Annotated in this window: 21 protein-coding genes; 12 read left to right on the top strand and 9 right to left on the bottom strand. The window is 70.5% G+C overall.

Going from position 1 to position 23,614, the window contains the following annotated elements; translation table 11 throughout:
* Positions 1 to 9 precede the first annotated feature (9 nt).
* The 6 genes from murJ to trxA all read left to right on the top strand — a co-directional run bounded on the left by murJ (position 10) and on the right by trxA (position 7,307).
* Positions 10 to 2,172 (top strand): murein biosynthesis integral membrane protein MurJ, encoded by a 2,163-nt coding sequence (gene murJ / locus ACFWUQ_RS00530; RefSeq protein ID WP_384531160.1) that lies wholly within the window; start codon positions 10 to 12, stop codon positions 2,170 to 2,172.
* 126 nt (positions 2,173 to 2,298) lie between these two features.
* Complete coding sequence (locus ACFWUQ_RS00525; RefSeq protein WP_384531159.1) at positions 2,299 to 4,032, top strand: protein kinase family protein; 1,734 nt, start codon at positions 2,299 to 2,301, stop codon at positions 4,030 to 4,032.
* Positions 4,033 to 4,130: 98 nt separating this feature from the next.
* Positions 4,131 to 4,853 (top strand): RNA polymerase sigma factor SigM, encoded by a 723-nt coding sequence (gene sigM / locus ACFWUQ_RS00520; protein ID WP_384531158.1) that lies wholly within the window; start codon positions 4,131 to 4,133, stop codon positions 4,851 to 4,853.
* Complete coding sequence (locus tag ACFWUQ_RS00515) at positions 4,850 to 5,824, top strand: hypothetical protein (RefSeq protein ID WP_384531157.1); 975 nt, start codon at positions 4,850 to 4,852, stop codon at positions 5,822 to 5,824. Before sigM ends, ACFWUQ_RS00515 begins: the two co-directional genes overlap by 4 nt.
* 125 nt (positions 5,825 to 5,949) lie before the next feature.
* Positions 5,950 to 6,909: a thioredoxin-disulfide reductase gene (gene trxB / locus ACFWUQ_RS00510; protein ID WP_384531156.1), complete on the top strand. Its 960-nt coding sequence runs from the start codon at positions 5,950 to 5,952 to the stop codon at positions 6,907 to 6,909.
* Positions 6,910 to 6,965: 56 nt separating this feature from the next.
* Positions 6,966 to 7,307, top strand: a complete 342-nt coding sequence (gene trxA, locus ACFWUQ_RS00505) for a thioredoxin (RefSeq protein WP_384531155.1) — start codon at positions 6,966 to 6,968, stop codon at positions 7,305 to 7,307.
* Positions 7,308 to 7,388: 81 nt separating this feature from the next.
* On the opposite strand, the gene ACFWUQ_RS00500 is transcribed toward trxA, so the two are convergent.
* The 9 genes from ACFWUQ_RS00500 to rpmH all read right to left on the bottom strand — a co-directional run bounded on the left by ACFWUQ_RS00500 (position 7,389) and on the right by rpmH (position 13,896).
* The gene (locus ACFWUQ_RS00500) at positions 7,389 to 8,006 is read right to left on the bottom strand and encodes a GNAT family N-acetyltransferase (protein ID WP_384531154.1); all 618 of its coding nucleotides are present in this window, start codon (positions 8,004 to 8,006) and stop codon (positions 7,389 to 7,391) included.
* Between the two features lie 152 nt (positions 8,007 to 8,158).
* Positions 8,159 to 9,247, bottom strand: coding sequence for a ParB/RepB/Spo0J family partition protein (locus ACFWUQ_RS00495; protein WP_384531153.1), 1,089 nt, complete (start codon positions 9,245 to 9,247; stop codon positions 8,159 to 8,161).
* Positions 9,244 to 10,329, bottom strand: a complete 1,086-nt coding sequence (locus tag ACFWUQ_RS00490; RefSeq protein WP_384531152.1) for a ParA family protein — start codon at positions 10,327 to 10,329, stop codon at positions 9,244 to 9,246. The genes ACFWUQ_RS00495 and ACFWUQ_RS00490 overlap by 4 nt, the downstream gene beginning before the upstream one ends.
* A gap of 271 nt (positions 10,330 to 10,600) precedes the next feature.
* The gene (gene rsmG / locus ACFWUQ_RS00485; RefSeq protein ID WP_384531151.1) at positions 10,601 to 11,317 is read right to left on the bottom strand and encodes a 16S rRNA (guanine(527)-N(7))-methyltransferase RsmG; all 717 of its coding nucleotides are present in this window, start codon (positions 11,315 to 11,317) and stop codon (positions 10,601 to 10,603) included.
* A gap of 130 nt (positions 11,318 to 11,447) precedes the next feature.
* Positions 11,448 to 11,960: a protein jag gene (locus tag ACFWUQ_RS00480; protein ID WP_384531150.1), complete on the bottom strand. Its 513-nt coding sequence runs from the start codon at positions 11,958 to 11,960 to the stop codon at positions 11,448 to 11,450.
* Positions 11,961 to 11,974: 14 nt separating this feature from the next.
* Positions 11,975 to 13,081, bottom strand: coding sequence for a membrane protein insertase YidC (gene yidC, locus ACFWUQ_RS00475; protein ID WP_384531149.1), 1,107 nt, complete (start codon positions 13,079 to 13,081; stop codon positions 11,975 to 11,977).
* Between the two features lie 3 nt (positions 13,082 to 13,084).
* Positions 13,085 to 13,366, bottom strand: a complete 282-nt coding sequence (yidD, locus tag ACFWUQ_RS00470) for a membrane protein insertion efficiency factor YidD (protein ID WP_384531148.1) — start codon at positions 13,364 to 13,366, stop codon at positions 13,085 to 13,087.
* Complete coding sequence (gene rnpA / locus ACFWUQ_RS00465; protein WP_384531147.1) at positions 13,363 to 13,737, bottom strand: ribonuclease P protein component; 375 nt, start codon at positions 13,735 to 13,737, stop codon at positions 13,363 to 13,365. Before rnpA ends, yidD begins: the two co-directional genes overlap by 4 nt.
* Before the next feature lie 21 nt (positions 13,738 to 13,758).
* Complete coding sequence (rpmH, locus tag ACFWUQ_RS00460; protein ID WP_112448007.1) at positions 13,759 to 13,896, bottom strand: 50S ribosomal protein L34; 138 nt, start codon at positions 13,894 to 13,896, stop codon at positions 13,759 to 13,761.
* Between the two features lie 356 nt (positions 13,897 to 14,252).
* Between rpmH and dnaA the strand changes: the two genes are divergently transcribed.
* The 6 genes from dnaA to gyrB all read left to right on the top strand — a co-directional run bounded on the left by dnaA (position 14,253) and on the right by gyrB (position 23,598).
* Positions 14,253 to 16,016, top strand: a complete 1,764-nt coding sequence (gene dnaA / locus ACFWUQ_RS00455; protein ID WP_384531146.1) for a chromosomal replication initiator protein DnaA — start codon at positions 14,253 to 14,255, stop codon at positions 16,014 to 16,016.
* Between the two features lie 869 nt (positions 16,017 to 16,885).
* Positions 16,886 to 18,016 carry a DNA polymerase III subunit beta gene (gene dnaN, locus ACFWUQ_RS00450; RefSeq protein WP_384531145.1) on the top strand — a complete coding sequence of 377 codons (1,131 nt, stop codon included), beginning with the start codon at positions 16,886 to 16,888 and terminating at the stop codon, positions 18,014 to 18,016.
* 187 nt (positions 18,017 to 18,203) lie between these two features.
* Positions 18,204 to 19,079 (top strand): phosphogluconate dehydrogenase (NAD(+)-dependent, decarboxylating), encoded by an 876-nt coding sequence (gene gnd / locus ACFWUQ_RS00445; protein WP_384531144.1) that lies wholly within the window; start codon positions 18,204 to 18,206, stop codon positions 19,077 to 19,079.
* A 116-nt stretch (positions 19,080 to 19,195) separates the two neighbouring features.
* Positions 19,196 to 20,332, top strand: coding sequence for a DNA replication/repair protein RecF (gene recF, locus ACFWUQ_RS00440; RefSeq protein WP_384531143.1), 1,137 nt, complete (start codon positions 19,196 to 19,198; stop codon positions 20,330 to 20,332).
* On the top strand, positions 20,329 to 20,856 hold the full coding sequence (locus ACFWUQ_RS00435) for a DUF721 domain-containing protein (RefSeq protein ID WP_384531142.1): 528 nt from the start codon (positions 20,329 to 20,331) through the stop codon (positions 20,854 to 20,856). The genes recF and ACFWUQ_RS00435 overlap by 4 nt, the downstream gene beginning before the upstream one ends.
* 672 nt (positions 20,857 to 21,528) lie before the next feature.
* Positions 21,529 to 23,598 (top strand): DNA topoisomerase (ATP-hydrolyzing) subunit B, encoded by a 2,070-nt coding sequence (gene gyrB, locus ACFWUQ_RS00430; protein WP_384531141.1) that lies wholly within the window; start codon positions 21,529 to 21,531, stop codon positions 23,596 to 23,598.
* Positions 23,599 to 23,614 lie beyond the last annotated feature (16 nt).

Below are 23,614 nucleotides of genomic sequence, written 5' to 3'. Positions count from 1 at the left end.
GGGGTTTCGATGAACGCGCCGTACGACGGTGACCGTGCGCAGAGCACCGGTGGGCCCGCACCCGCCCAGGGCACTGCCGCGGGCACTCCGGTGCCCGGGCAGGCGCCCGCGCCGGACCACGACCCGTATGTCCAGGACGCCTACGAATACGACCCGTACCGGTCGCAGGACCTGTCCGCCCAGGACCCCGTCGCGGAGGTCCTCTACGACCGCGCCTCCCACCCCCCGCCGCCGCCCGGTACCTACCAGGAGGCGGGCCCCCTGTACGCGGCCCCGGCCGCGCCCTCGTACGCCCCGGACCCGCGGGTCTGGGCGCAGACCCCGCCGCCCGAGCCGGACGGGCCCTCGCGGCACCTGCCGTACGGCGACCACGCCACCACCACGCAGTTCGTGGGCGTGGACTCGCTCGTCACCCGGGCCGCGGACGAGCAGCCCGAGCCCGACGCGTTCGCCCACCTCTACCGGGACCAGGAGGCGGCGCCCCGCACCCCCGCCGAGGAGGCTCCCGTCGCCGCGCCGGCCCCGAGCAAGCCCGCCGGCCGGGCCGCGGGGCTGCTGAGGTCGAGCGCGCTGATGGCCGCCGGCACGATCGTCTCCCGTATCACCGGCTTCCTGCGGACCCTGGTCATCGCCGGCGCCATCGGCGTCGGAACGTTCAACGACACGTACCAGATCGCCAACACCCTGCCCACGATGATCTACGTGCTGGTCGGCGGCGGCGCCCTGAACGCCGTCTTCATCCCGCAGCTGGTCCGGGCCATGAAGAACGACAGCGACGGGGGCCAGGCCTACGCCAACCGGCTGCTGACGCTCGTCGTGGTGCTGCTGGCCGCCATCACCACCGTCTGCGTCCTCGCCGCACCCGTGTTCATCACGATGATGTCGCCGAAGATCGCCTCGGACCCCCAGCAGATGGACGTGGCGGTCGCCTTCGCGCGCTACTGCCTGCCCACCATGTTCTTCATGGGCGTCCACGTGGTGCTCGGTCAGATCCTCAACGCCCGCGGCCGCTTCGGCGCGATGATGTGGACCCCCGTCCTCAACAACATCGTCGTCATCGCCACCTTCGGCGCCTTCATCTGGGCCTTCGGCGGGTTCACCACCTCCGGGGTCAACGCGGCCACCGTCACCGCCGACGGCGTGCGCCTGCTCGGCCTGGGCACCCTGCTGGGCCTCACCGTGCAGGCCCTCGCGATGCTGCCCTACCTGCGCGACGCCGGATTCAGCCCCCGCCTTCGCTTCGACTGGAAGGGCCACGGGCTCGGCAAGGCCGCCCGACTGGCCAAGTGGACGTTCTTCTTCGTCCTCGCCAACCAGATCGGCCTCGTCGTCGTGACCCAGCTCGCCACCTGGGCCGGCTCGGTCGCCGAGAAGCAGGGGCATCCCGGAACCGGTATCACCGCCTACAACTACGCACTGCTGCTCTGGCAGATGCCGCAGGCCATCATCACCGTCTCCGTCATGACGGCCGTCCTGCCCCGCATCTCGCGCTCCGCCCACGACGGCGACGCCGCCGCCGTCCGCGACGACATCTCCTACGGACTGCGTACCTCGGCGGTCGCGATCGTGCCCTGCGCCTTCGCGTTCCTCGCCCTCGGCGTCCCCATGGCCACCCTGCTGTACGCCGGTTCGGGCGCCGGCGCCCAGAACATCGGCTATGTGCTGATGGCCTTCGGCCTCGGCCTCATCCCGTACTCCGTCCAGTACGTCGTCCTGCGCGGCTTCTACGCCTACGAGGACACCCGGACGCCGTTCTACAACACCGTCATCGTCGCGGCCGTCAACGCCGCGGGCTCCGCGGCCTCCTTCTTCCTGCTCCCCGCCCGGTGGGCGGTGGTCGGCATGGCGGCCGCCTACGGCCTCGGCTACGCGGTGGGCGTGGGCGTCGCCTGGCGCCGCCTGCGCACCCGCCTCGGCGGCGACCTGGACGGCGGCCACGTGATGCGCACGTACGCCCGCCTCACCGGCGCCTGTGTTCCGGCCGCCGCCGTGGCCGGCGCCGCCGCGTACGGGACAACCCGGTGGCTCGGCAGTGGAGTCCTGGGTTCCGCCACCGCCCTGGTGGCCGGCGGGATCGCGCTGGCCGCCGTGTTCCTCATCGCCGCCAAGCGGATGCGGATCGAGGAACTCAACGCGATGGTCGGTATGGTCCGGGGACGACTGGGCCGCTGATCGGCGTACAGGCCGACCGGTCAGTACCCCGTCGTGTGTCGTGAAGAGCGTCGGACTGTGGGCACAATTGGCTTGGCTTCGCAGACTGGCCGACAGCGCGTAACGGATGGGGAGGCGGGAACGACGGTGGCGGAACGTAGTACGGCTGCCGTCGACGTGGCCGACAACAGCGGCGACGAGCCGCTGGCCGCAGGAGCGGCCAAGGCCACGGCCGACGGGGTGGACACCCAGAACGCACGAGCCGCGGACGGACCCATGACCGAAAAGGACGGCGAACGCAAGGCCGCGCCCCCCGCGGCCGCACCCGAACTGCACAGCGGCCACAAGCTCGCCAGACGCTACCGGCTCGAAGAGTGCGTCACCCGTGTGGACGGGTTCAGCAGCTGGCGCGCGATGGACGAGAAGCTGCGCCGCGCGGTGGGTGTCCACCTGCTGCCCGCCGACCACCCGCGCGCCCGCTCCGTCCTGGCCGCGGCCCGCTCCTCCGCCCTCCTCGGCGACCCGCGCTTCGTCCAGGTGCTCGACGCCGTCGAGGAGAACGACCTCGTCTACGTCGTCCACGAATGGCTGCCCGACGCCACCGAACTCACCGCGCATCTCGCCGCCGGCCCCCTGGAGGCCCACGAGGCCTACCAGCTCGTCAGCCAGGTCTCCCAGGCCATGGCGGCCGCGCACCGCGAGGGACTCGCGCACCTGCGCCTGACGCCCAGCGCGATACTGCGCACGTCCACGGGCCAGTACCGCATCCGCGGACTCGCGGTGAACGCGGCGCTGCGCGGCATCACCAGCGAGACCCCGCAGCAGGCGGACACCGAGGCGATCGGCGCGCTCCTCTACGCCGCTCTCACCCGGCGCTGGCCCTACGAGACCGACGCCTACGGTCTGACCGGTCTGCCCAAGGGGGTCGGCCTCATCGCCCCCGACCAGGTCCGCGCCGGTGTCCACCGCGGTCTGGGCGAGCTCGCCATGCGCGCCCTCGCCAACGACGGGGCCACCGCCTCCCGTCAGGAGCCCGCCTGCACCACCCCGGAGGAGCTGGCCAAGGCGGTCGCCGCCATGCCCCGCATCAAGCCGCCGGAGCCCGCGTTCACCGCCCCGCCCGAGTACCAGCACACGACCTACCAGCAGGGCAGTTACGGCCGTCCGACGCCCCCCGGCGGGATCACCTCCCCGCAGGTCGTCACCGTCGTCCCACCGCCCTCCCCGCTGCAGAGCCGTACCGGGCGCGCCCTGAAGTGGGGCGTCGCCGCCCTGCTCATCGCCGCTCTCGGGCTGGGCAGCTGGCAGCTGGCCGACACCCTGCTGGACCACAGCAACGGCGGCAACAACGGGCCGAACCCGTCACCGTCCTCGAACACGGGCGACACGCCGAAGCAGCGGGGGCCGAGCAAGCAGCTCGGCATCACCGGAGCCTCGGTCTTCGCACCCAACGGCGACCCGCTGGAGCCCAAGGGCGCACCCCACGCCGTGGACGGGAACCCGGACACGAGCTGGGTCACGCCCCGGTACGACAACTTCCCGAACTTCGGCAACCTGCCCAACCGCAGGGCCGGCAGCGGCATCATCGTCGACCTCGGCCAGGTCGTGGAGGTGACGGGCGTCGAGCTGAACCTCTACGCCGCCGGTCAGGAACTCCAGATCCGTGCCGCTTCGGCCGACGTCACCTCGCCCTCGTCCCTCTCCCAGTTCGCCCAGCCGCTCGCCGAGTCGAAGGTCGTGCCCAAGACCCACACGACCGCCCTGGACGTCCCGGTCCGCACGCGGTACGTACTGATCCACATCACCAGCCTGCCGTCCGAGAGCGCTGAGAGTTACCGGGGCGGAATCACCGACATCAAGGTCCTCGGCCCGGGCTCCTAGGCCGCCCGGGCGCCGCGAGGTCCGCCGTGCCACCGGCACGGCGGACCCTCGTGTTTCCCCCGACCAAGCCGTAATCTCCCTCCGGGAGGCGAGGTGTGATGCGCGACGCGACGGCCGGCGACGACCGGGGATCCCCCCGTACGGAGCCCTGGACAGACGCGGACCTGCTCGCCCGGCACGTGGGCGGCGACCCCGACGCATTCGGTGAACTCGTGCGGCGCCACCGCGACCGGCTGTGGGCCGTGGCCCTGCGTACGCTCGGCGACCGCGAGGAGGCCTCGGACGCCGTACAGGACGCCCTGGTATCCGCGTACCGGGCGGCCCACACCTTCCGCGGCGACTCCGCGGTCACCACCTGGCTCCACCGCATCACGGTCAACGCCTGCCTCGACCGTGCCCGCAAGGCCGCTTCGCGACGGACCTCGCCCCTCGACGACACGGACCGCCTGGAGCGGCTCCTGGAGCCGCACGAGTCGGCTGAGGCACCCGCGGAGCGCCAAGAGCTCCACCGCCAGCTCCTGGCCGCTCTCGGCACCCTCCCGGCCGAGCAGCGCGCCGCCCTCGTCCTCGTCGACATGCAGGGCTACCCCGTCGCCGAAGCAGCCCGCCTCCTCGATGTCCCCAGCGGGACCGTCAAGAGCCGCTGCGCCCGCGGCCGGGCGAAACTCGTCCCGCTGCTCACTCATCTGCGCACCCCCGCCGCGGATAACAGCACCTCGGAGCGGGGAAGGAACCGGACGCCGGGTCCGCCCGTCACACCAGCGGCAGACTCCAGGCACCCAGACCCAGACGCTGTGAAGGGCGGAGGTGGACGACCGTGACCCCAGCGACTGGCATGCCCGGCACGACCGGGACGATCCGGCACCCGGACGTCGCGGAGATCTCCGACCTGACGGAAGGACTCCTCTCCCCGTCCCGCACCGCCGAGATCCGCCGCCATCTCGCCGAATGCGCGCTCTGCGCCGACGTCCGCGCCTCCCTCGACGAGATCCGCGCCCTGCTCGGCACCCTCCCCGGGCCCGCCCGGATGCCCGCCGACATCGCCGGACGGATCGACGCGGCCCTCGCGGCCGAGGCGCTCCTCGACGCGAGCCGTCCCCCGGCCGGGTCCGCCCCCGATCAGCGCCCCAGTACGACGGGCAGCGATGTTTCACGTGAAACATCGCCCGCCTCGCCGACGGCGTCCCCCACCCGCCGGCCGCCCGGTCACCCGGTCGGCCCCAACGGACCCGGGCGCCGCCGTGCCCGCCGGCGGATCGCCGTGCTCACCGGCCTGGCCGGCGCCGCCGCCTGCGCGCTCGGAATCTTCCTCTTCACCGACCTCAGCGGCTCCCCCGCCCACGACGCCGGCACCCGGAACGAGACCGCCAGCACGGCCGCCGAACCGTCGGGTGGGGACACGTACTCCGCGAGGAGCCTGCAGAAGACGGTCAGCCGGCTCCTGGCGTCCTCCGGGCCGGGCGACAAGGCCGTGCCGCCGAACCCGCAGGCCCCCCAGGAGCAGAACAACACCCTCGGGACGCAGGACACCCCTCCTTCCCAGGGAGTCGCCCCGGGCGACCGGCGGACGCCTCCCGTCCCGCCGTGCGTCCAGGGCGCGACCGGACGTTCCGAAGCGCCGCTCGCCGCCGAACGCGGCACCTACCAGGGCGTCGACGCCTATCTCCTCGTGCTGCCGCACCCGGGGGACCCCCACCGGGTGGACGCCTATCTCGTGGACGCGGGGTGCGCGGCAGGCGACCCGGCCGCCGCCGGGCGACTCCTCCTGACGAGGACCTACCCGCGGACCTGAAGGACTGAAGTCCGTCACCGGGGCAGGAGGGGAATGCACGCGCCGTAGGATCCGTTGGGTGGGGTGAGAGTCCGCACCGGCCCCCGGTAGGCAGCAAGCAGTCCGCAGAGACGAGGAAGAAACCCGTGAGCGACGTCCGAAACGTGATCATCATCGGCTCCGGGCCGGCCGGTTACACCGCCGCCCTGTACACCGCACGTGCCTCGCTCAAGCCCCTGGTGTTCGAGGGTGCCGTCACCGCCGGTGGCGCCCTGATGAACACCACCGAGGTGGAGAACTTCCCCGGCTTCCAGGACGGCATCATGGGCCCGGACCTGATGGACAACATGCGCGGCCAGGCCGAGCGCTTCGGCGCCGAGCTGGTCCCGGACGACGTCGTGTCCGTGGACCTCACCGGTGAGATCAAGACCGTCACCGACACCGCCGGCACCGTGCACCGCGCCAAGGCCGTCATCGTCACCACCGGCTCGCAGCACCGCAAGCTCGGCCTGCCCAACGAGGACGCCCTCTCCGGCCGCGGCGTCTCCTGGTGCGCGACCTGCGACGGGTTCTTCTTCAAGGAGCACGACATCGCCGTCATCGGCGGCGGCGACACCGCGATCGAGGAAGCCACCTTCCTCTCCCGGTTCGCCAAGTCCGTCACGATCGTGCACCGCCGTGACACCCTGCGCGCCTCCAAGGCCATGCAGGACCGCGCCTTCGCCGACCCGAAGATCAAGTTCGCGTGGGACAGCGAGGTCGCCGAGATCCACGGGGACCAGAAGCTGTCCGGCCTCACCCTGCGCAACACCAAGACGGGTGAGACCTCCGAGCTGCCCGTGACCGGCCTCTTCATCGCGGTCGGCCACGACCCGCGCACCGAGCTGTTCAAGGACCAGCTGGAGCTCGACGACGAGGGCTACCTCAAGGTCGAGGCCCCCTCCACCCGGACCAGCGTCACCGGCGTATTCGGCGCCGGCGACGTGGTGGACCACACCTACCGTCAGGCCATCACCGCCGCGGGCACCGGCTGCTCCGCCGCTCTCGACGCCGAGCGCTTCCTCGCCGCCCTCGCGGACGCCGAGAAGGCCCACGCGACGGTCTGACCCTCCCCGAACCGTCCCCACCCCCCCCACCCCGCAGGAAGAACAAGGAGGCCGCTGTGGCCGGCACTCTCAAGAACGTGACCGACGCCGACTTCGACACCGAGGTCCTCAAGAGCGACAAGCCCGTACTGGTGGACTTCTGGGCCGCCTGGTGCGGACCGTGCCGCCAGATCGCCCCGTCGCTCGAAGCCATCGCCGCCGAGTACGGCGACCAGATCGAGATCGTCAAGCTCAACATCGACGAGAACCCGGCCACGGCTGCCAAGTACGGCGTCATGTCGATCCCGACGCTGAACGTGTACCAGGGCGGCGAGGTCGCCAAGACCATCGTCGGCGCCAAGCCGAAGGCCGCCATCCTGCGCGACCTCTCGGACTTCGTCGGGGACCGGACCGCCTGACGGCCGTCCAGCCGCACGCACCGAGGTCCCACCGGAAAGGGGCCGCCCCGCGACGGGGCGGCCCCTTTCCGCGTCCGCCGCTCACAGCGGACGCAGCGCCGGCTCCTTGCGCGCCCCGCCGAGCAGGCGGTCCAGCGCGAGTTCCACGTCTTCTTTCCACGACAGGGTCGAGCGCAGCTCCAGGCGCAGCCGCGGGTGCACGGGATGGGGTCGTACGGTCTTGAAGCCCACGGCCAGCAGGTGGTCGGCCGGCAGCAGACAGGCCGGGCCCTCCCACCGCGCGTCGCCGAACGCCTCGATCGCCCGGAATCCCCGCCGCAGCAGATCCTTGGCCACCGTCTGGACCATCACCCGCCCGAGACCCTGTCCCTGGTACCCCGGCATGATCCACGCCGTGATCAGCTGGACCGCGTCCGGTGACACCGGGCTCGTCGGAAAGGCCGTGGCCCTCGGCACATACGCCGGCGGGGCGTAGAGCACGAAACCCACCGGGACCTCGTCCACGTGGACGACCCGGCCGCACGAACCCCATTCCAGCAGGACGGCGGAGATCCACGCCTCCTTCTCCCGTGCCGAGGTCCCCGCCTTCACGGCGGCCTCCCCACTGACCGGGTCCAGCTCCCAGAACACGCAGGACCGGCAACGCAGGGGCAGGTCCCGCAGGTTGTCCAGCGTGAGCGGTACCAGCCGACGACCCATGACGGCATCGTATCCACTGGCCCCTGGATCTTCGACAGCTCCGCTCGGGGCAGCGGCACACTCAGACCGGCCGGAGCCCCCGCCCCGCGGCACGGCGAAGGGGCGGACCGAACCGGTTCACACCGGTCCGATCCGCCCCTTCGGGCCTTCCGTCACTCCCCGGAGGGACCCTGCTCCAGCACCCGGCCCTCGCCCGGCGCCAGCGTTCCCAGAATCCGCTCCAGATCCTCCATCGACGCGAACTCGACGGTGATCTTTCCCTTCTTCTGGCCCAGGTCCACCTTCACCCGCGTCTCGAACCGGTCCGACAGCCGCGTCGCCAGCTCGGTGAGCGCGGGAGCCACCCGGGTGCCGGCCCGCGGGCCCTTGGGCTTCACGGTGCTGGAGGGCTCGGACGCCATAAGCGTCACGATCTCCTCCACCGCGCGCACCGACAGGCCCTCGGCCACGATCCGGTGCGCCAGCCGGTCCTGCTCCTCGGAGTCCTCCACCGACAGCAGGGCTCGCGCATGGCCGGCGGACAGGACCCCAGCGGCCACCCGGCGCTGGACCGGGGGTGACAGCTTCAGCAGCCGGAGCGTGTTCGACACCTGCGGACGCGAACGCCCGATCCGGTCGGCCAGCTGGTCGTGCGTGCAGTTGAAGTCCTGGAGCAGCTGGTCGTAGGCCGCCGCTTCCTCCAGCGGGTTCAACTGCGCCCGGTGCAGATTCTCCAGGAGCGCGTCCAGCAGCAGCTTCTCGTCGTCCGTCGCCCGGATGATCGCCGGAATGCGCTCCAGTCCGGCCTCACGGCACGCGCGCCAGCGGCGCTCGCCCATGATCAGCTCGTAGCGGCCCGGCGCGGCCTGGCGCACGACCACCGGCTGCAGCAGACCCACCTCCTGGATGGAGGTCACCAGTTCAGCCAGCGCGTCCTCGTCGAACACCTCGCGCGGCTGCCGCGGGTTCGGCGTGATCGCGTCCATCGGGAGCTCCGCGAACGTCGCTCCCGCCACGGTGTGGGCCTCCGGCGCGGCCACCGGGTCGCTCACCGACACGGCCTCGACCGATGTTTCACGTGAAACATCGGCCTGCACGAGCGAAGCGAGCTTCGCCGCGGCGACTCCGCGCTCCGAGGTCAGCACCGGCAGGGCCGACGGTGACGTCGACCCGGCCCCCACCGCCGGGGGCGTCTTCTCCTGCGGGGCCGCGGGAATCAGCGCACCGAGTCCCCGCCCCAGACCCCTACGTCGCTCACTCACTGGATCCCCTCCGCCACACTCTGCGTGCTGTTCATGCCCGTGCCCAGATGGGCCTGCCGGGCGTCGTACTGGATTCCGACGCCCCGGTACGCGATCTCCCGCGCAGCCTCCAAATAGGAGAGGGAGCCACTGGAACCGGGATCGTACGTGAGCACCGTCTGCCCGTAGCTCGGCGCCTCCGAGATACGCACCGACCGCGGAATGCTCGTCCGCAGCACTTCCTTGGCGAAGTGACTGCGGACCTCCTCCGCCACCTGCGATGCCAGCCGGGTCCTGCCGTCGTACATCGTCAGCAGGATCGTCGACACATGCAGCGTCGGGTTCAAGTGGGCGCGGACCAGGTCGACGTTGCGCAGCAGCTGCCCCAGGCCCTCCAGCGCGTAGTACTCGCACTGGATCGGGATCAGTACTTCCGCGCCCGCCACCATGGCGTTCACGGTCAGCAGACCCAGCGAGGGCGGGCAGTCGATCAGGATGTAGTCGAGCGGCTGCTGGTACGCCTGGATGGCCCGCTGGAGCCGGCTCTCGCGTGCCACCAGCGAGACCAGCTCGATCTCGGCACCCGCCAGATCGATCGTGGCCGGGGCGCAGAAGAGGCCCTCCACGTCCACGACCGGCTGGACGACCTCCAGCAGCGGGCGGCTGTCCACCAGCACGTCGTAGATCGAGGGGACGTCCGCGTGGTGGTCGATGCCCAGCGCCGTGGACGCGTTGCCCTGCGGGTCGAGGTCGATCACCAGGACCCGCGACCCATGCAGGGCGAGCGAGGCGGCCAGGTTGACGGTGGTCGTGGTCTTACCCACGCCGCCCTTCTGGTTGGCCACCACGATGACCCGGGTCTGGGGCGGCCGGGGCAGGCGCTCGCCGCCACGCCCCAGGGCGTCCACAGCCACCTGCGCGGCTCGACCGATAGGGGTGTCGTTGTCTACGAGGGGTGCGGATGTTTCACGTGAAACATCCTCACCCTCCGATTCAGAGCGGGGACCGGGGACCGGATCGGCCATCGGCCCCGCGAGGTTGGCGTCGGACCGCACGGTGTCACTCTCCTCGACAGCTGGCTCGCGATGAACAGAGCCTGCCATGGCACCCGGGTCGCGAACCAGCGGGGCCCGTACTCCTGTGGATGAATCCACTGATGTGGACAACTCCGTCCCCCGCGTGTCCTTGCGGGTGCGAGGGGCCGCGGCCGCACGACCGCGGCTGATGATTCCGTGCAGCAGAGAGCGACGTTTCACGTGAAACACGATGCCCGGATGGAGTCTGCGGGCCGCTACGACACTCCGAAATCCATACCTATAGGGCCCAACACTCCTGATATGACTCGCGCCCGGCCCCGCGACCGCCGCATACGGCTCAGCGGCGGCGACGCGTGCGGCTCACCCGTGCCGCCTTGGCCCGCTTGGTCGCGAACCGAACGCCACCGGGGCTCTCGCCCACCTCGACCCGCACCACGGTCGACAGCGGATCCACCACACCCTCACCCACCTGGAGCACCGAGGTCTTCACCACACCGAGCTTCGCCAGAGCGGTCTTCGCCGCCACCAGCTCCTCGTCCGCCGTGTCCCCCTTGAGCGCCAGCATCTCCCCGTAGGGACGCAGCAGGGGTACGCCCCAGCCGGCCAGCCGGTCCAGGGGCGCGACCGCGCGCGCGGTCACCACGTGGACGGGCTGGAGGCTGCCCAGCACCTCCTCGGCGCGGCCGCGCACCACCGTGACGTGGTCGAGGCCGAGCAGCTCCACGGCCTCCTGGAGGAAATTCGTCCGGCGCAGCAGCGGTTCCAGCAGGGTGATCTTGAGGTCGCGTCGCACCAGGGCGAGCGGGATACCCGGCAGGCCGGCGCCCGAGCCCACATCGCAGACGGTGACGCCCTGGGGCACCACCTCCGACAGCACCGCGCAGTTCAGCAGGTGCCGCTCCCACAGCCGCGGCACCTCGCGCGGGCCGATCAGGCCGCGCTGGACTCCCGCGTCCGCCAGCAGCTCCGCATACCGCACAGCTTCCGGGAAAAACTCACCGAATACCGCGCGCGCCTCTTCAGGCGCCGGGGGAAGCTCCGCTGCCTCCGTCACGGGGACCGTCCTTCCGTACGCATGGTTCTGGGTAAAACCAGGGTGTGAGATGCCGCTTCGTTCACATGCCAGGCTGACAAACATCGGCCCCGCCTGCGGCACAGACGGGGCCGAGAACTCTCGCTACCGGTCAGGCCGGGAGCACCACGACGAAGCGCTGCGGCTCCTCGCCCTCGGACTCGCTCCGCAGGCCGGCGGCCGCGACGGCGTCGTGGACGACCTTGCGCTCGAACGGCGTCATGGGCGCCAGCTTGAGGGGCTCGCCCGAGGCCCTCACGTCGGCCGCCGCCTGGGCGCCGAGCGCCGCGAGCTCCTCGCGCTTCCGCGCACGGAACCCGGCGATGTCCAGCATCAGGCGGCTGCGGTCCCCGGTCTCCCGGTGCACGGCAAGACGGGTCAGCTCCTGCAGGGCCTCCAGGACCTCGCCGTCGCGGCCCACGAGCTTCTGCAGGTCGCGGCCCGCGGAGTCGCTGACGATGGACACCGCGGCGCGGTCGGCCTCGACGTCCATGTCGATGTCGCCGTCCAGGTCGGCGATGTCCAGCAGGCCCTCAAGGTAGTCGGCCGCGATCTCACCCTCCTGCTCAAGGCGGGTGAGGGTGTCGCCGCCCTCAGCGGCGGCGGTGGTGGTGCCTTCCGTCACGGGAGGGACTCCTTCTACTTCTTGGTGGAGGGCTTGCTGGGCGTCTGGCGCTGGGACTTCGACTGCCTCTTCGGCTGCTGCCGCTTCGCCGCGGCACCACCGCTCGCCGCGTCGGAGTCCGCCGTGGTCTCGGAGCTCTTGATCACGCTGCCGTCCGCCTGGGCGGCCATGCCCTGCTTGGTCAGGGCGGTGATGAACTTGCGCTCGTTGTCGTTGCGGTCCGGGCCCTTGGCCACGATCGCCGCGACGATCTTCTTCTTGCTCCGGCCCTTGACGTCGCCGTGCGAGCTGATGTGCTTCAGCAGGCGGGTCAGGTACTGGTCCTGCGCGGTGCTGCCCGGCGTCGGGTTCTGGTTGATCACGTACATCTGCTGACCCATGGTCCACAGGTTCGTGGTCAGCCAGTACACGAGGACACCGACGGGGAAGTTGATGCCCATGACCGCGAAGATCACGGGGAAGATGTACATCAGCATCTTCTGCTGCTGCATGAACGGCGTCTTGACCGAGAGGTCGACGTTCTTCTGCATCAGCTGGCGCTGGGTGTAGAACTGCGACAGCGACATCAGGACGATCATGACGGCGGTCACGACGCGCACGTCGGTGATCGAGGCGTTCAGGCTCGCGACCTTCTCGGCGCTGTCCGTGAACTTCGCCGCCAGCGGCGCCCCGAAGATGTGCGCCTGACGCGCACTGGCCAGGAGCGGGCCGTCGATGTAGCCGATCTCCTTACCACTCGCGATGCTCGACAGCACGTGGTAGAGGGCGAAGAAGAACGGGGACTGCGCCAGGATGGGCAGGCACGAGGAGAGCGGGTTGGTACCCGTCTCCTTGTACAGCTTCATCATCTCTTCGGACTGGCGCTGCTTGTCGTTCTTGTAGCGCTCCTGGATCGCCTTCATCTTCGGCTGGAGCGCCTGCATGCCCCGCGTGGCCTTGATCTGCTTCACGAAGAGCGGGATCAGGCAGATGCGGATCAAGATCACCAGGGACACGATGGACAGGCCCCAGGCCCACCCACTGTCCGCACCGAAGATCGCCCCGTACAGCGTGTGGAACTGGACGATGATCCACGAGACGGGTGTGGTGATAAAGCTGAACAGACTGGCAATCGTGTCCACTAATCAGGCTCCTTGAGCATTGCGAGATCTACGCAACGCACTGCGCAGCTGCTCGTGCCAACGCGGGCGTTTACGGGGTGGGACGTGGTCCACGCCACCGGGGGACCACGGATTGCACCGCAGGATCCGCCAGGCGGTAAGGAACGTCCCCTTCACCGCACCATGCCGGTCGATGGCCGCGTACCCGTAGCGCGAGCACGACGGGTAGTAGCGACACACCGGGCCGAGCAGCGGACTGATGGTCCACTGGTACAGCTTGATCAAAGCGAGCAGCGGGTACTTCATCGAGCCGCGCCTCCCAGGAGCCGCGACAGTGCGGCATCCAGGTCCCGGGCGAGTTCGTCAGCGCCGGCGTCGCCCGCTCCGGGCAACGCACGTACCACCACCAGGCTACCGGCGGGCAGCTGCGAGAGCCGCTCGCGGACCAGATGGCGCAGACGGCGCTTCACCCGGTTACGGACGACGGCGACTCCGACAGCTTTGCTGACGACGAAACCCGCACGCGTCGAGGGATCGATCTCCCCCGGCTCGTGCGGGTCCGTTGCACCGCTTGTACGTAGGTGTACGACGAGGAGCGGGCGACCGGCCCGACGCCCTCGACGTACTGCGCTCGCGAAGTCCTCACGCCGCCTCAGCCGATTTTCGGGAGACAGCACGACGTCACGACCTGCGTGTTGTTACGCGGAAAGGGCGGAACGGCCCTTGCCACGGCGGTTCGCGAGGATGGCGCGCCCGGCACGGGTACGCATCCGCAGGCGGAAGCCGTGGGTCTTGGCACGACGGCGGTTGTTCGGCTGGAAGGTGCGCTTGCTCACTCGGGGGCTCCAGAGAATGAATCGTTGTGGCGGGACATCGCCTGGCTGTCACCGTGCGCCCACGAGGAAACTCGCGTGTTCGCCCGAGTGGCACCGCTAAATGATCACTGTTAGTGACCTTCGCCCATCGGTAGGCAGGCGGCAGCAGCCATCGACAACTCGACCTCGTTACGGTACGCGCGGCTACGCCATCCGGTCAAACCGAGCCTACGGTGCCCCACACTGTGCACAGGCTGTGGACAACGACTTGAACCGTACCCGTCGCCCTGACTACCGTTGTCCGACCCCGGTTTTTTTGTCCCGCCCGTCCCAAAGAACCACACATTCGTGGGACCCCCTGTGAGAGAGCGTGCTCTGTGGCTGACGTACCTGCCGATCTTGCCGCAGTGTGGCCAAGGGTGCTGGAGAAGCTCCTCGGGGAAGGACAGCCGGGCATCGAGCCGAAGGACAAGCAGTGGGTCGAGCGGTGCCAGCCGCTGGCGCTGGTCGCCGACACCGCGCTGCTCGCCGTCCCCAATGAATGGGGCAAGCGCGTCCTGGAGGGCCGCCTGGCCCCGCTGATCAGTGACGCGCTCAGCCGTGAGTGCGGCCGCCCCATCCGGATCGCCATCACCGTGGACGACTCCGCCGGCGAGCCCTCGCCCCCCGCCCCGACCGGCCAGCAGCGCGACGCGTACGAGCCCTACGGCGGTCAGCGCCCCGGCCCCACCGGCCCCGGCGGCGGTCCGTCCGACGACCAGCTCCCCACCGCGCGCCCCGCCTACCCGGACTACCAGCAGCCGCGCGCCGAGCCCGGCGCCTGGCCGCGCGGAGGCCAGCAGGACGACTACGGCTGGCAGCAGCAGCGCCTCGGCGGCTTCCCCGAGCGCGACCCGTACGCCTCCCCGCAGCCCGGCTACCTCCAGCAGTCCGAGCCCTCCGGCTACGACCAGGGCGGCTACGAACAGCAGAAGTACGAGCAGCAGAAGTACGAGCAGTCCCCGTACGAGCAGCAGCGCTACGAGCAGCCCGCGCCCCGCCCGGCGCCCGGCCGGCCCGCGGCGCCCCCGGCCCCGTCCGGCGGCTCGACCTCGGGCCCGCTGGAGCCGACCGCCCGGCTGAACCCCAAGTACCTCTTCGACACCTTCGTCATCGGCGCCTCCAACCGCTTCGCGCACGCGGCCGCGGTGGCGGTCGCCGAGGCGCCGGCGAAGGCGTACAACCCCCTCTTCATCTACGGGGAGTCGGGCCTGGGCAAGACGCACCTGCTGCACGCCATCGGGCACTACGCGCGGAGCCTCTACCCCGGCACCCGCGTGCGGTACGTGAGCTCCGAGGAGTTCACCAACGAGTTCATCAACTCGATCCGCGACGGCAAGGGCGACGCGTTCCGCAAGCGCTACCGCGAGATGGACATCCTGCTCGTCGACGACATCCAGTTCCTGGCGAGCAAGGAGTCGACGCAGGAGGAGTTCTTCCACACCTTCAACACGCTCCACAACGCCAACAAGCAGATCGTGCTCTCCTCCGACCGGCCGCCCAAGCAGCTCGTCACGCTGGAGGACCGGCTGCGCAACCGCTTCGAGTGGGGCCTGATCACGGACGTCCAGCCGCCCGAGCTGGAGACCCGCATCGCGATCCTGCGCAAGAAGGCGGTCCAGGAGCAGCTCAACGCCCCGCCGGAGGTACTGGAGTTCATCGCCTCCCGCATCTCGCGCAACATCCGCGAGCTGGAGGGGGCGCTGATCCGGGTCACGGCCTTCGCGAGCCTCAACCGGCAGCCGGTCGACCTCGGCCTGACCGAGGACGTGCTCAAGAACCTGATCCCGGGCGGAGAGGACAGCGCGCCCGAGATCACCGCCTCCGACATCATGGCGGCCACCGCCGACTACTTCGGGCTCACCGTGGACGACCTGTGCGGGTCCTCCCGCAGCCGGGTGCTGGTGACGGCGCGCCAGATCGCCATGTACCTGTGCCGCGAGCTCACGGACCTCTCCCTGCCCAAGATCGGGGCGCAGTTCGGCGGCCGCGACCACACCACCGTCATGCACGCGGACCGCAAGATCCGCGCGCTGATGGCCGAGCGGCGCTCCATCTACAACCAGGTCACCGAGCTCACCAACCGCATCAAGAACGCCTGAGCCGGCCCCCGTAGAGGGGGGATGAAGCCGCGCCGGCACCCCTTCACACGCGTTTCAGAGGGCGCTCCCGGGTCATAACGGGGGCGCCCTTCGTCGTTCGCGCGCCTCTGACCTGTTCGAATACGCCCCCTCGGGAGCAACTCATCCACAGATTGGGGGACTTTCTTCCGTCCACACCTTGGGGACAGGTACCGTCACCCACAATTTGTCCACAGGCCTGCGGGGTGAGGATCCATCAGGGCAGGTCAACCCCCTGTGGATTTGTGCACAACCGTTATCCACAGGCTGTGGACAGAATATTCGTCCACAGGCCCGTCCCCGCCTCTGTCCACCGGCCGCCCACAGGTTCCCGCACCCTGTGCACAGGATCGGAGGACTTCTCCACACCCTTGTCCACTGTTCGGCAACACGCCACCCCCTCTCACCGCCCCGAGTGAAAGCCGTCACACCGATGTAGACGTTTGGGCTGTGGAGTACCGGGGGAAAGCTGGGGACACACCTGTGGAGTAGTGGGGGCCTCCTGGGGACAGCCTGTGCAGAACTTTTCGTTCTCCACAGGGAGGCCGGGTTGTCCACCGGTGTCACCCACAGGCCCGGTGGATAAAAAACAGGGACTGACCTGCGAAAACGGAGTTATCCACTGTATCCACAGCCCCTACTACTACCCCCATAGAGAGTTAGCTCGGATTCGGTTTTCAAGCGGGTCCTGTGCACAACTCGGTGATCGGCCTCCCCGCCGCTCCGCTCCCGACTTGACCGACAGCCGCAGCGGCTGTCGGCGCCGTACGTCAGACTGGTCCCCGGCAACGAGGCATCGGGCCGACGACGACGGCCGGCAGACGAGCGAGAAACAGCAGGAGGCGGTTCCGGTGAAGATCCGGGTGGAGCGCGACGTACTCGCGGAGGCGGTGGCCTGGGCTGCCCGTAGCCTCCCGGCCCGGCCGCCGGTGCCCGTTCTCGCGGGGCTGCTGCTCAAGGCGGAGGACGGCACGCTGAGCCTCTCGGGCTTCGACTACGAGGTCTCGGCCCGCGTCTCCGTCGAGGCGGACGTCGAGGAGGACGGCACGGTCCTCGTCTCCGGCCGGCTGCTCGCCGACATCTGCCGCGCCCTCCCCAACCGCCCGGTGGAGATTTCCACAGACGGTGTACGGGCGACCGTGGTCTGCGGCTCCTCCCGGTTCACCCTCCACACCCTGCCTGTGGAGGAGTACCCGGCCCTGCCGACGATGCCGACCGCGACCGGCACCGTCCCCGGCGAGGTCTTCGCCTCCGCGGCCGCCCAGGTCGCCATCGCCGCCGGCCGCGACGACACGCTGCCCGTGCTGACCGGCGTCCGCATCGAGATCGAGGGCGACCGCGTCACCCTCGCCTCCACCGACCGCTACCGCTTCGCGGTCCGCGAGTTCCTGTGGAAGCCGGAGAACCCGGACGCCTCCGCCGTGGCCCTGGTGCCCGCGAAGACCCTCCTGGACACCGCCAAGTCGCTGACCAGCGGCGACACGGTCACCCTGGCACTCTCGGGCTCCGGTGCCGGTGAAGGCCTGATCGGCTTCGAGGGCGCCGGCCGCCGCACCACCACCCGCCTGCTCGAAGGCGACCTGCCGAAGTACCGCACGCTGTTCCCGACGGAGTTCAACTCCATCGCCGTGATCGAGACCGCCCCGTTCGTCGAGGCCGTCAAGCGCGTGGCCCTCGTCGCCGAGCGCAACACCCCCGTCCGCCTCAGCTTCGAGCAGGGCGTGCTCATCCTGGAGGCCGGCTCCAGCGACGACGCACAGGCTGTGGAGCGCGTGGACGCGACGCTTGAGGGCGACGACATCTCGATCGCCTTCAACCCGACCTTCCTGCTGGACGGCCTGAGCGCGATCGACTCGCCCGCCGCGCAGCTCAGCTTCACCACGTCCACCAAGCCCGCGCTGCTCAGCGGCCGTCCGGCGGTGGACGCCGAGGCGAACGAGGCCTACAAGTACCTGATCATGCCGGTGCGCCTCTCCGGCTGACACCCCTCGACTGCTCGCAGGTCAGGCCCGGTTCCGCGGCTAGCGGGACCGGGCCTGACCGCGTCCGGGGCGCCGCGCGCCCCGTGGAGCCGCCCGGCCGGGCCGGGCGTAGGCTCGGGGCCGGGGGTGTCCCCGGGTACCAGCGGGACACCGGCAAAGACGGCCACAACGCTTAAGGAACCACCTGATGGAGCTTGGTCTCGTCGGTCTCGGCAAGATGGGCGGCAACATGCGCGAGCGCATCCGCCGCGCCGGCCACACCGTCATCGGATACGACCGCAACCCGGACCTCGCCGATGTCCACAGCCTGCGGGAACTTGTGGACAGTCTGCAGGCCCCCCGCGTGGTGTGGGTCATGGTCCCGGCCGGAGCGGCCACCCAGTCCACCGTCGACGAACTCGGCGAGCTGCTCTCGCCGGGCGATGTCGTCGTCGACGGCGGCAACTCGCGCTGGACCGACGACGAGAAGCACGCGGGTGAGCTCGCGGCCAAGGGCATCGGCTTCGTCGACTGCGGCGTCTCCGGCGGCGTCTGGGGCCTGGAGAACGGCTACGCCTTGATGTACGGCGGCGGCGCTGAGGACGTCGCACGCGTCCAGCCCGTCTTCGACGCCCTCAAGCCCGAGGGCGACTTCGGCGCCGTGCACGCCGGCAAGGTCGGCGCCGGCCACTTCGCGAAGATGGTCCACAACGGCATCGAGTACGCCATGATGCAGGCCTACGCCGAGGGCTGGGAGCTCCTGGAGAAGGTGGACTCGGTCACCGACGTCCGCGAGGTCTTCCGCTCCTGGCAGGAGGGCACGGTCATCCGCTCCTGGCTGCTGGACCTGGCCGTCAACGCCCTCGACGAGGACGAGCACCTGGAGCAGCTGCGGGGCTTCGCGCAGGACTCCGGCGAGGGACGCTGGACGGTGGAGGCGGCGATCGACAACGCCGTGCCGCTGCCCGCGATCACCGCCTCGCTGTTCGCGCGGTTCGCCTCGCGCCAGGACGACTCGCCGCAGATGAAGATGATCGCCGCGCTGCGCAATCAGTTCGGCGGCCACGCGGTCGAGAAGAAGTAGCGGAAGCGGCACCGGCGGAAGCAGGAGCCGGAAGAAGCAGTAGGACGTGCGGCTCGGCTCACGGGAGCCGCACAGCACGACGTACAGCAGTGGAAGCCGGGGGAGGTCGGCGCCGTATGCATGTCTCGCATCTCTCGTTGGCCGACTTCCGCTCGTACGCCCGGGCCGAGGTTCCCCTCGACCCGGGCGTCACCGCGTTCGTGGGCCCCAACGGCCAGGGGAAGACCAACCTCGTCGAGGCGATCGGCTACCTGGCCGTGCTCGGCAGCCACCGGGTCTCCTCCGACGCCCCGCTCGTGCGCATGGGCGCGGACCGGGCGATCATCCGCGCCGCCGTGACCCAGGGCGAGCGGCAGCAGCTCGTGGAGCTGGAGCTGAATCCGGGGCGGGCCAACCGGGCCCGGATCAACCGCTCGTCCCAGGTCCGGCCGAGGGACGTGCTCGGGATCGTGCGGACGGTGCTGTTCGCCCCGGAGGACCTGGCCCTGGTGAAGGGCGATCCGGGGGAGCGGCGGCGCTTCCTGGACGAGCTGGTCACGGCGCGCTCCCCGCGGATGGCGGCGGTCCGCTCCGACTACGAGCGGGTGCTCAAGCAGCGCAACACCCTGCTGAAGTCGGCGGCGATGGCCCGCCGGCACGGCGGCCGCTCGATGGACCTCTCCACCCTCGACGTGTGGGACCAGCACCTGGCGCGCGTGGGCGCGGAGCTGCTGGCGCAGCGCCTGGACCTGATCGCGACGTTGCTGCCGCTCGCGGACAAGGCGTACGAGCAGCTCGCGCCCGGCGGCGGCCCGCTCGGGCTGGCGTACCGCTCCTCTGCGGGCGAGCCGGTGGACAGCGGTGCGGCGCGGACCCGCGAGGCGCTGTACGAGGTGCTGCTGGCGGCCCTCGCGGACGTACGCAAGCAGGAGATCGAGCGGGGCGTGACCCTGGTGGGGCCGCACCGCGACGACGTGCTGCTGCGGCTCGGGGAACTGCCGGCGAAGGGGTACGCCAGCCACGGGGAGTCGTGGTCCTACGCGCTGGCGCTGCGGCTGGCCTCGTACGAGCTGCTGCGCTCGGAGGGGGCCGAGCCGGTGCTGATCCTGGACGACGTGTTCGCGGAGCTGGACGCGCGGCGCCGGGAGCGGTTGGCGGAGCTGGTGGCACCGGGCGAGCAGGTCCTGGTGACGGCAGCTGTGGACGATGACGTTCCGGGTGTGCTGGTGGGGGCGCGGTTCGGGGTGTCCGGTGGTGAGGTGACCCGGTTGTGAACGACCAGGACGAGCAGCGGCGCAAGGCCCCGGAAGCCTCCGGGGTGGATCTGGCACGGCAGGCGCTCGCGGCGGCGCGGGAGCAGGCCCGGGCCCGCGGCCAGGCGGCGGGCGGCCGCAAGCGGCAGCAGCAGCCCGGGCTGCGGTCGGGCGCCCGCGCGGACGGGCGGGACCCGATGCCCTTGATGGCGGCGCTGGACCGGCTGCGCACCGAGCGCGGCTGGGAGATGCCGATGGCGGTGGCGGGCGTGATGGAACGCTGGCCGGAGATCGTCGGGCCGGAGATCGCGGCGCACTGCGTGCCGGAGCGGTACGAGGAGCGGGAGCTGCTCGTGCGGTGCGACTCCTCGGCGTGGGCCGCGCAGCTGAAGCTGCTGGCCCCGCAGCTGGTGGCCCGGCTCAACGCGGACCTCGGGCAGGGCACCGTACGGATGATCAAGGTGCAGGGGCCGGGCGGCGGGCCGAAGCGGTACGGGGCCTGGCGGGCGCCGGGCAGCACCGGCCCGGGGGACACGTACGGCTGACCGGGAGCGCCGCCCCGCGGCCGCCCGGTCCCGGAGCCGCCCGGGCGCCCGGCCGGGCGGCCCCGGAGCCGTCGCACCCCCGCGCCCCCGCACCTCGTACTTCCTGCCCGCCTGCCCGCACCTCGCGCCCCGCCTGCCCGCACCTCGCGCCCCGCGTTCCCACGCCTCGCGCCCCGCGTTCCCACGCCTCGCGCCCCGCGTTCCCGCACCCCGCATCCCCGGCGCCCCCGCCCTCTACCCGCGACGGTGCGGGTCGGAGGCCGTCCCCGCCCGGGGCCGATCGGCCTCCCGGCGGCGGGGACGGCGGCCGCGCGGCGGTTCTCCACAGGCTGGGGACGGGGCAGGCGCTACCGGTCGGTACCCCATGGTCCGGCGCACGTCGCGGGTGGCGTCCCTCACGGTAGCCGGAGGTTGACAGCCCGAAGCGCTGGATGCCCGTGTGAGCCTCTTTGAGCCCCATCCCGGATATGGGGAGTCGGAGAGAGGAGGTTCAGGGCGGCACATGCGGACTCAGGTACCGGCAAACCCCCATTCATGTCGGCGGTACCGGTAGACTGGAGCCCAATCCCGCTTAATCGCGGGATCACCTGTTGAGTACCGCTGACAAACGCTGACAACGCAGATCGACGCAGCCGCTCCCGCTCGCATGCCTGCTGGCCCGGAGTCCGGCCTGTGCTGTGCCAGAAAGGGCGCTTCGTGGCCGATTCCGGCAACCCCAACGACAAGAACGAGTCCACCGCCGAGGTCGAGGCCGGTGGGGCGAACCAGTCCTCGTACACCGGCAGCAACATCCAGGTCCTGGAGGGTCTGGACGCGGTCCGCAAACGGCCGGGCATGTACATCGGATCGACGGGTGAGCGTGGTCTGCACCACCTCGTCTACGAGGTCGTCGACAACTCGGTCGACGAGGCGCTCGCCGGGCACGCGGACACCATCGACGTGACGATCCTCGCCGACGGCGGTGTCAAGGTCGTCGACAACGGCCGCGGCATCCCCGTCGACATCGTCCCGTCCGAGGGCAAGCCGGCCGTCGAGGTCGTGCTGACCGTCCTGCACGCGGGCGGCAAGTTCGGCGGCGGCGGCTACGCCGTCTCCGGCGGTCTGCACGGCGTCGGCGTCTCCGTCGTGAACGCCCTGTCGACGAAGGTCGCGGTCGAGGTCCGGCGTGACGGCTACCGCTGGACCCAGGACTACAAGCTCGGCGCCCCGACCGCCGCGCTGGCGAAGAACGAGGAGACCGGCCAGACCGGCACCACGGTCACGTTCTGGGCCGACCCCGACATCTTCGAGACCACCGAGTACTCCTTCGAGACGCTCTCGCGGCGCTTCCAGGAGATGGCCTTCCTGAACAAGGGCCTGACCCTGTCGCTGACCGACGAGCGCGAGTCGGCGAAGGCGACCGTCGGCGCGGACGACCCGGACGCGGATGTCACCGAGCCCGCGGCGCGCACGGTGAAGTACTACTACGAGGGCGGCATCGTCGACTTCGTGAAGTACCTCAACTCGCGCAAGGGCGAGCTGATCCACCCGACCGTCATCGACGTGGAGGCCGAGGACAAGGAGCGCATGCTCTCGGTCGAGATCGCGATGCAGTGGAACTCGCAGTACACGGAGGGCGTCTACTCCTTCGCGAACACGATCCACACGCACGAGGGCGGTACGCACGAGGAAGGCTTCCGCGCGGCGCTGACCGGCCTGGTCAACCGCTACGCGCGTGACAAGAAGCTGCTCCGCGAGAAGGACGACAACCTCGCCGGCGAGGACGTCCGCGAGGGTCTGACGGCGATCATCTCGGTGAAGCTGGGCGAGCCGCAGTTCGAGGGCCAGACGAAGACCAAGCTGGGCAACACGGAGGCCAAGACCTTCGTGCAGAAGGTCGTGCACGAGCACCTCAACGACTGGTTCGACCGGAACCCGGTCGAGGCCGCGGACATCATCCGCAAGTCGATCCAGGCGGCCACGGCGCGCGTCGCGGCCCGCAAGGCCCGCGACCTCACCCGCCGCAAGGGCCTGCTGGAGAGTGCCTCGCTGCCGGGCAAGCTGTCCGACTGCCAGTCGAACGACCCGACGAAGTGCGAGATCTTCATCGTCGAGGGCGACTCGGCCGGCGGCTCGGCCAAGTCCGGCCGCAATCCGATGTACCAGGCCATCCTGCCGATCCGCGGCAAGATCCTGAACGTCGAGAAGGCCCGTATCGACAAGATCCTCCAGAACACCGAGGTCCAGGCGCTGATCTCGGCGTTCGGCACCGGTGTGCACGAGGACTTCGACATCGAGAAGCTCCGCTATCACAAGATCATCCTGATGGCGGACGCCGACGTCGACGGCCAGCACATCAACACCCTGCTGCTGACCTTCCTGTTCCGCTTCATGCGGCCGCTGGTCGAGGCCGGGCACGTGTATCTCTCCCGCCCGCCGCTGTACAAGATCAAGTGGGGTCGCGACGACTTCGAGTACGCGTACTCGGACCGCGAGCGCGACGCCCTGGTCGAGCTCGGCAAGCAGAACGGCAAGCGGATCAAGGAAGACTCGATCCAGCGCTTCAAGGGTCTGGGCGAGATGAACGCCGAGGAGCTGCGCATCACCACGATGGACGTCGACCACCGCGTGCTCGGCCAGGTCACCCTGGACGACGCGGCGCAGGCCGACGACCTGTTCTCGGTGCTGATGGGCGAGGACGTCGAGGCGCGGCGCTCCTTCATCCAGCGCAATGCCAAGGACGTTCGGTTCCTCGACATCTGAGTCGGCTCAGCTGACC

Source organism: Streptomyces sp. NPDC058662 (assembly GCF_042716255.1).
Taxonomy (GTDB): domain Bacteria; phylum Actinomycetota; class Actinomycetes; order Streptomycetales; family Streptomycetaceae; genus Streptomyces.
This window is presented reverse-complemented; position numbering and strand designations above follow the sequence as displayed.

Bases quoted from the DNA above. Each gene is read 5' to 3' on its own strand.
- murJ (WP_384531160.1), top strand. From the start codon at position 10: ATGAACGCGCCGTACGACGGTGACCGTGCGCAGAGCACCGGTGGGCCC.
- sigM (WP_384531158.1), top strand. From the start codon at position 4,131: ATGCGCGACGCGACGGCCGGCGACGACCGGGGATCCCCCCGTACGGAG.
- ACFWUQ_RS00500 (WP_384531154.1), bottom strand. From the start codon at position 8,006: ATGGGTCGTCGGCTGGTACCGCTCACGCTGGACAACCTGCGGGACCTG.
- ACFWUQ_RS00490 (WP_384531152.1), bottom strand. From the start codon at position 10,329: ATGGCAGGCTCTGTTCATCGCGAGCCAGCTGTCGAGGAGAGTGACACC.
- yidD (WP_384531148.1), bottom strand. From the start codon at position 13,366: ATGAAGTACCCGCTGCTCGCTTTGATCAAGCTGTACCAGTGGACCATC.
- gnd (WP_384531144.1), top strand. From the start codon at position 18,204: ATGGAGCTTGGTCTCGTCGGTCTCGGCAAGATGGGCGGCAACATGCGC.
- recF (WP_384531143.1), top strand. From the start codon at position 19,196: ATGCATGTCTCGCATCTCTCGTTGGCCGACTTCCGCTCGTACGCCCGG.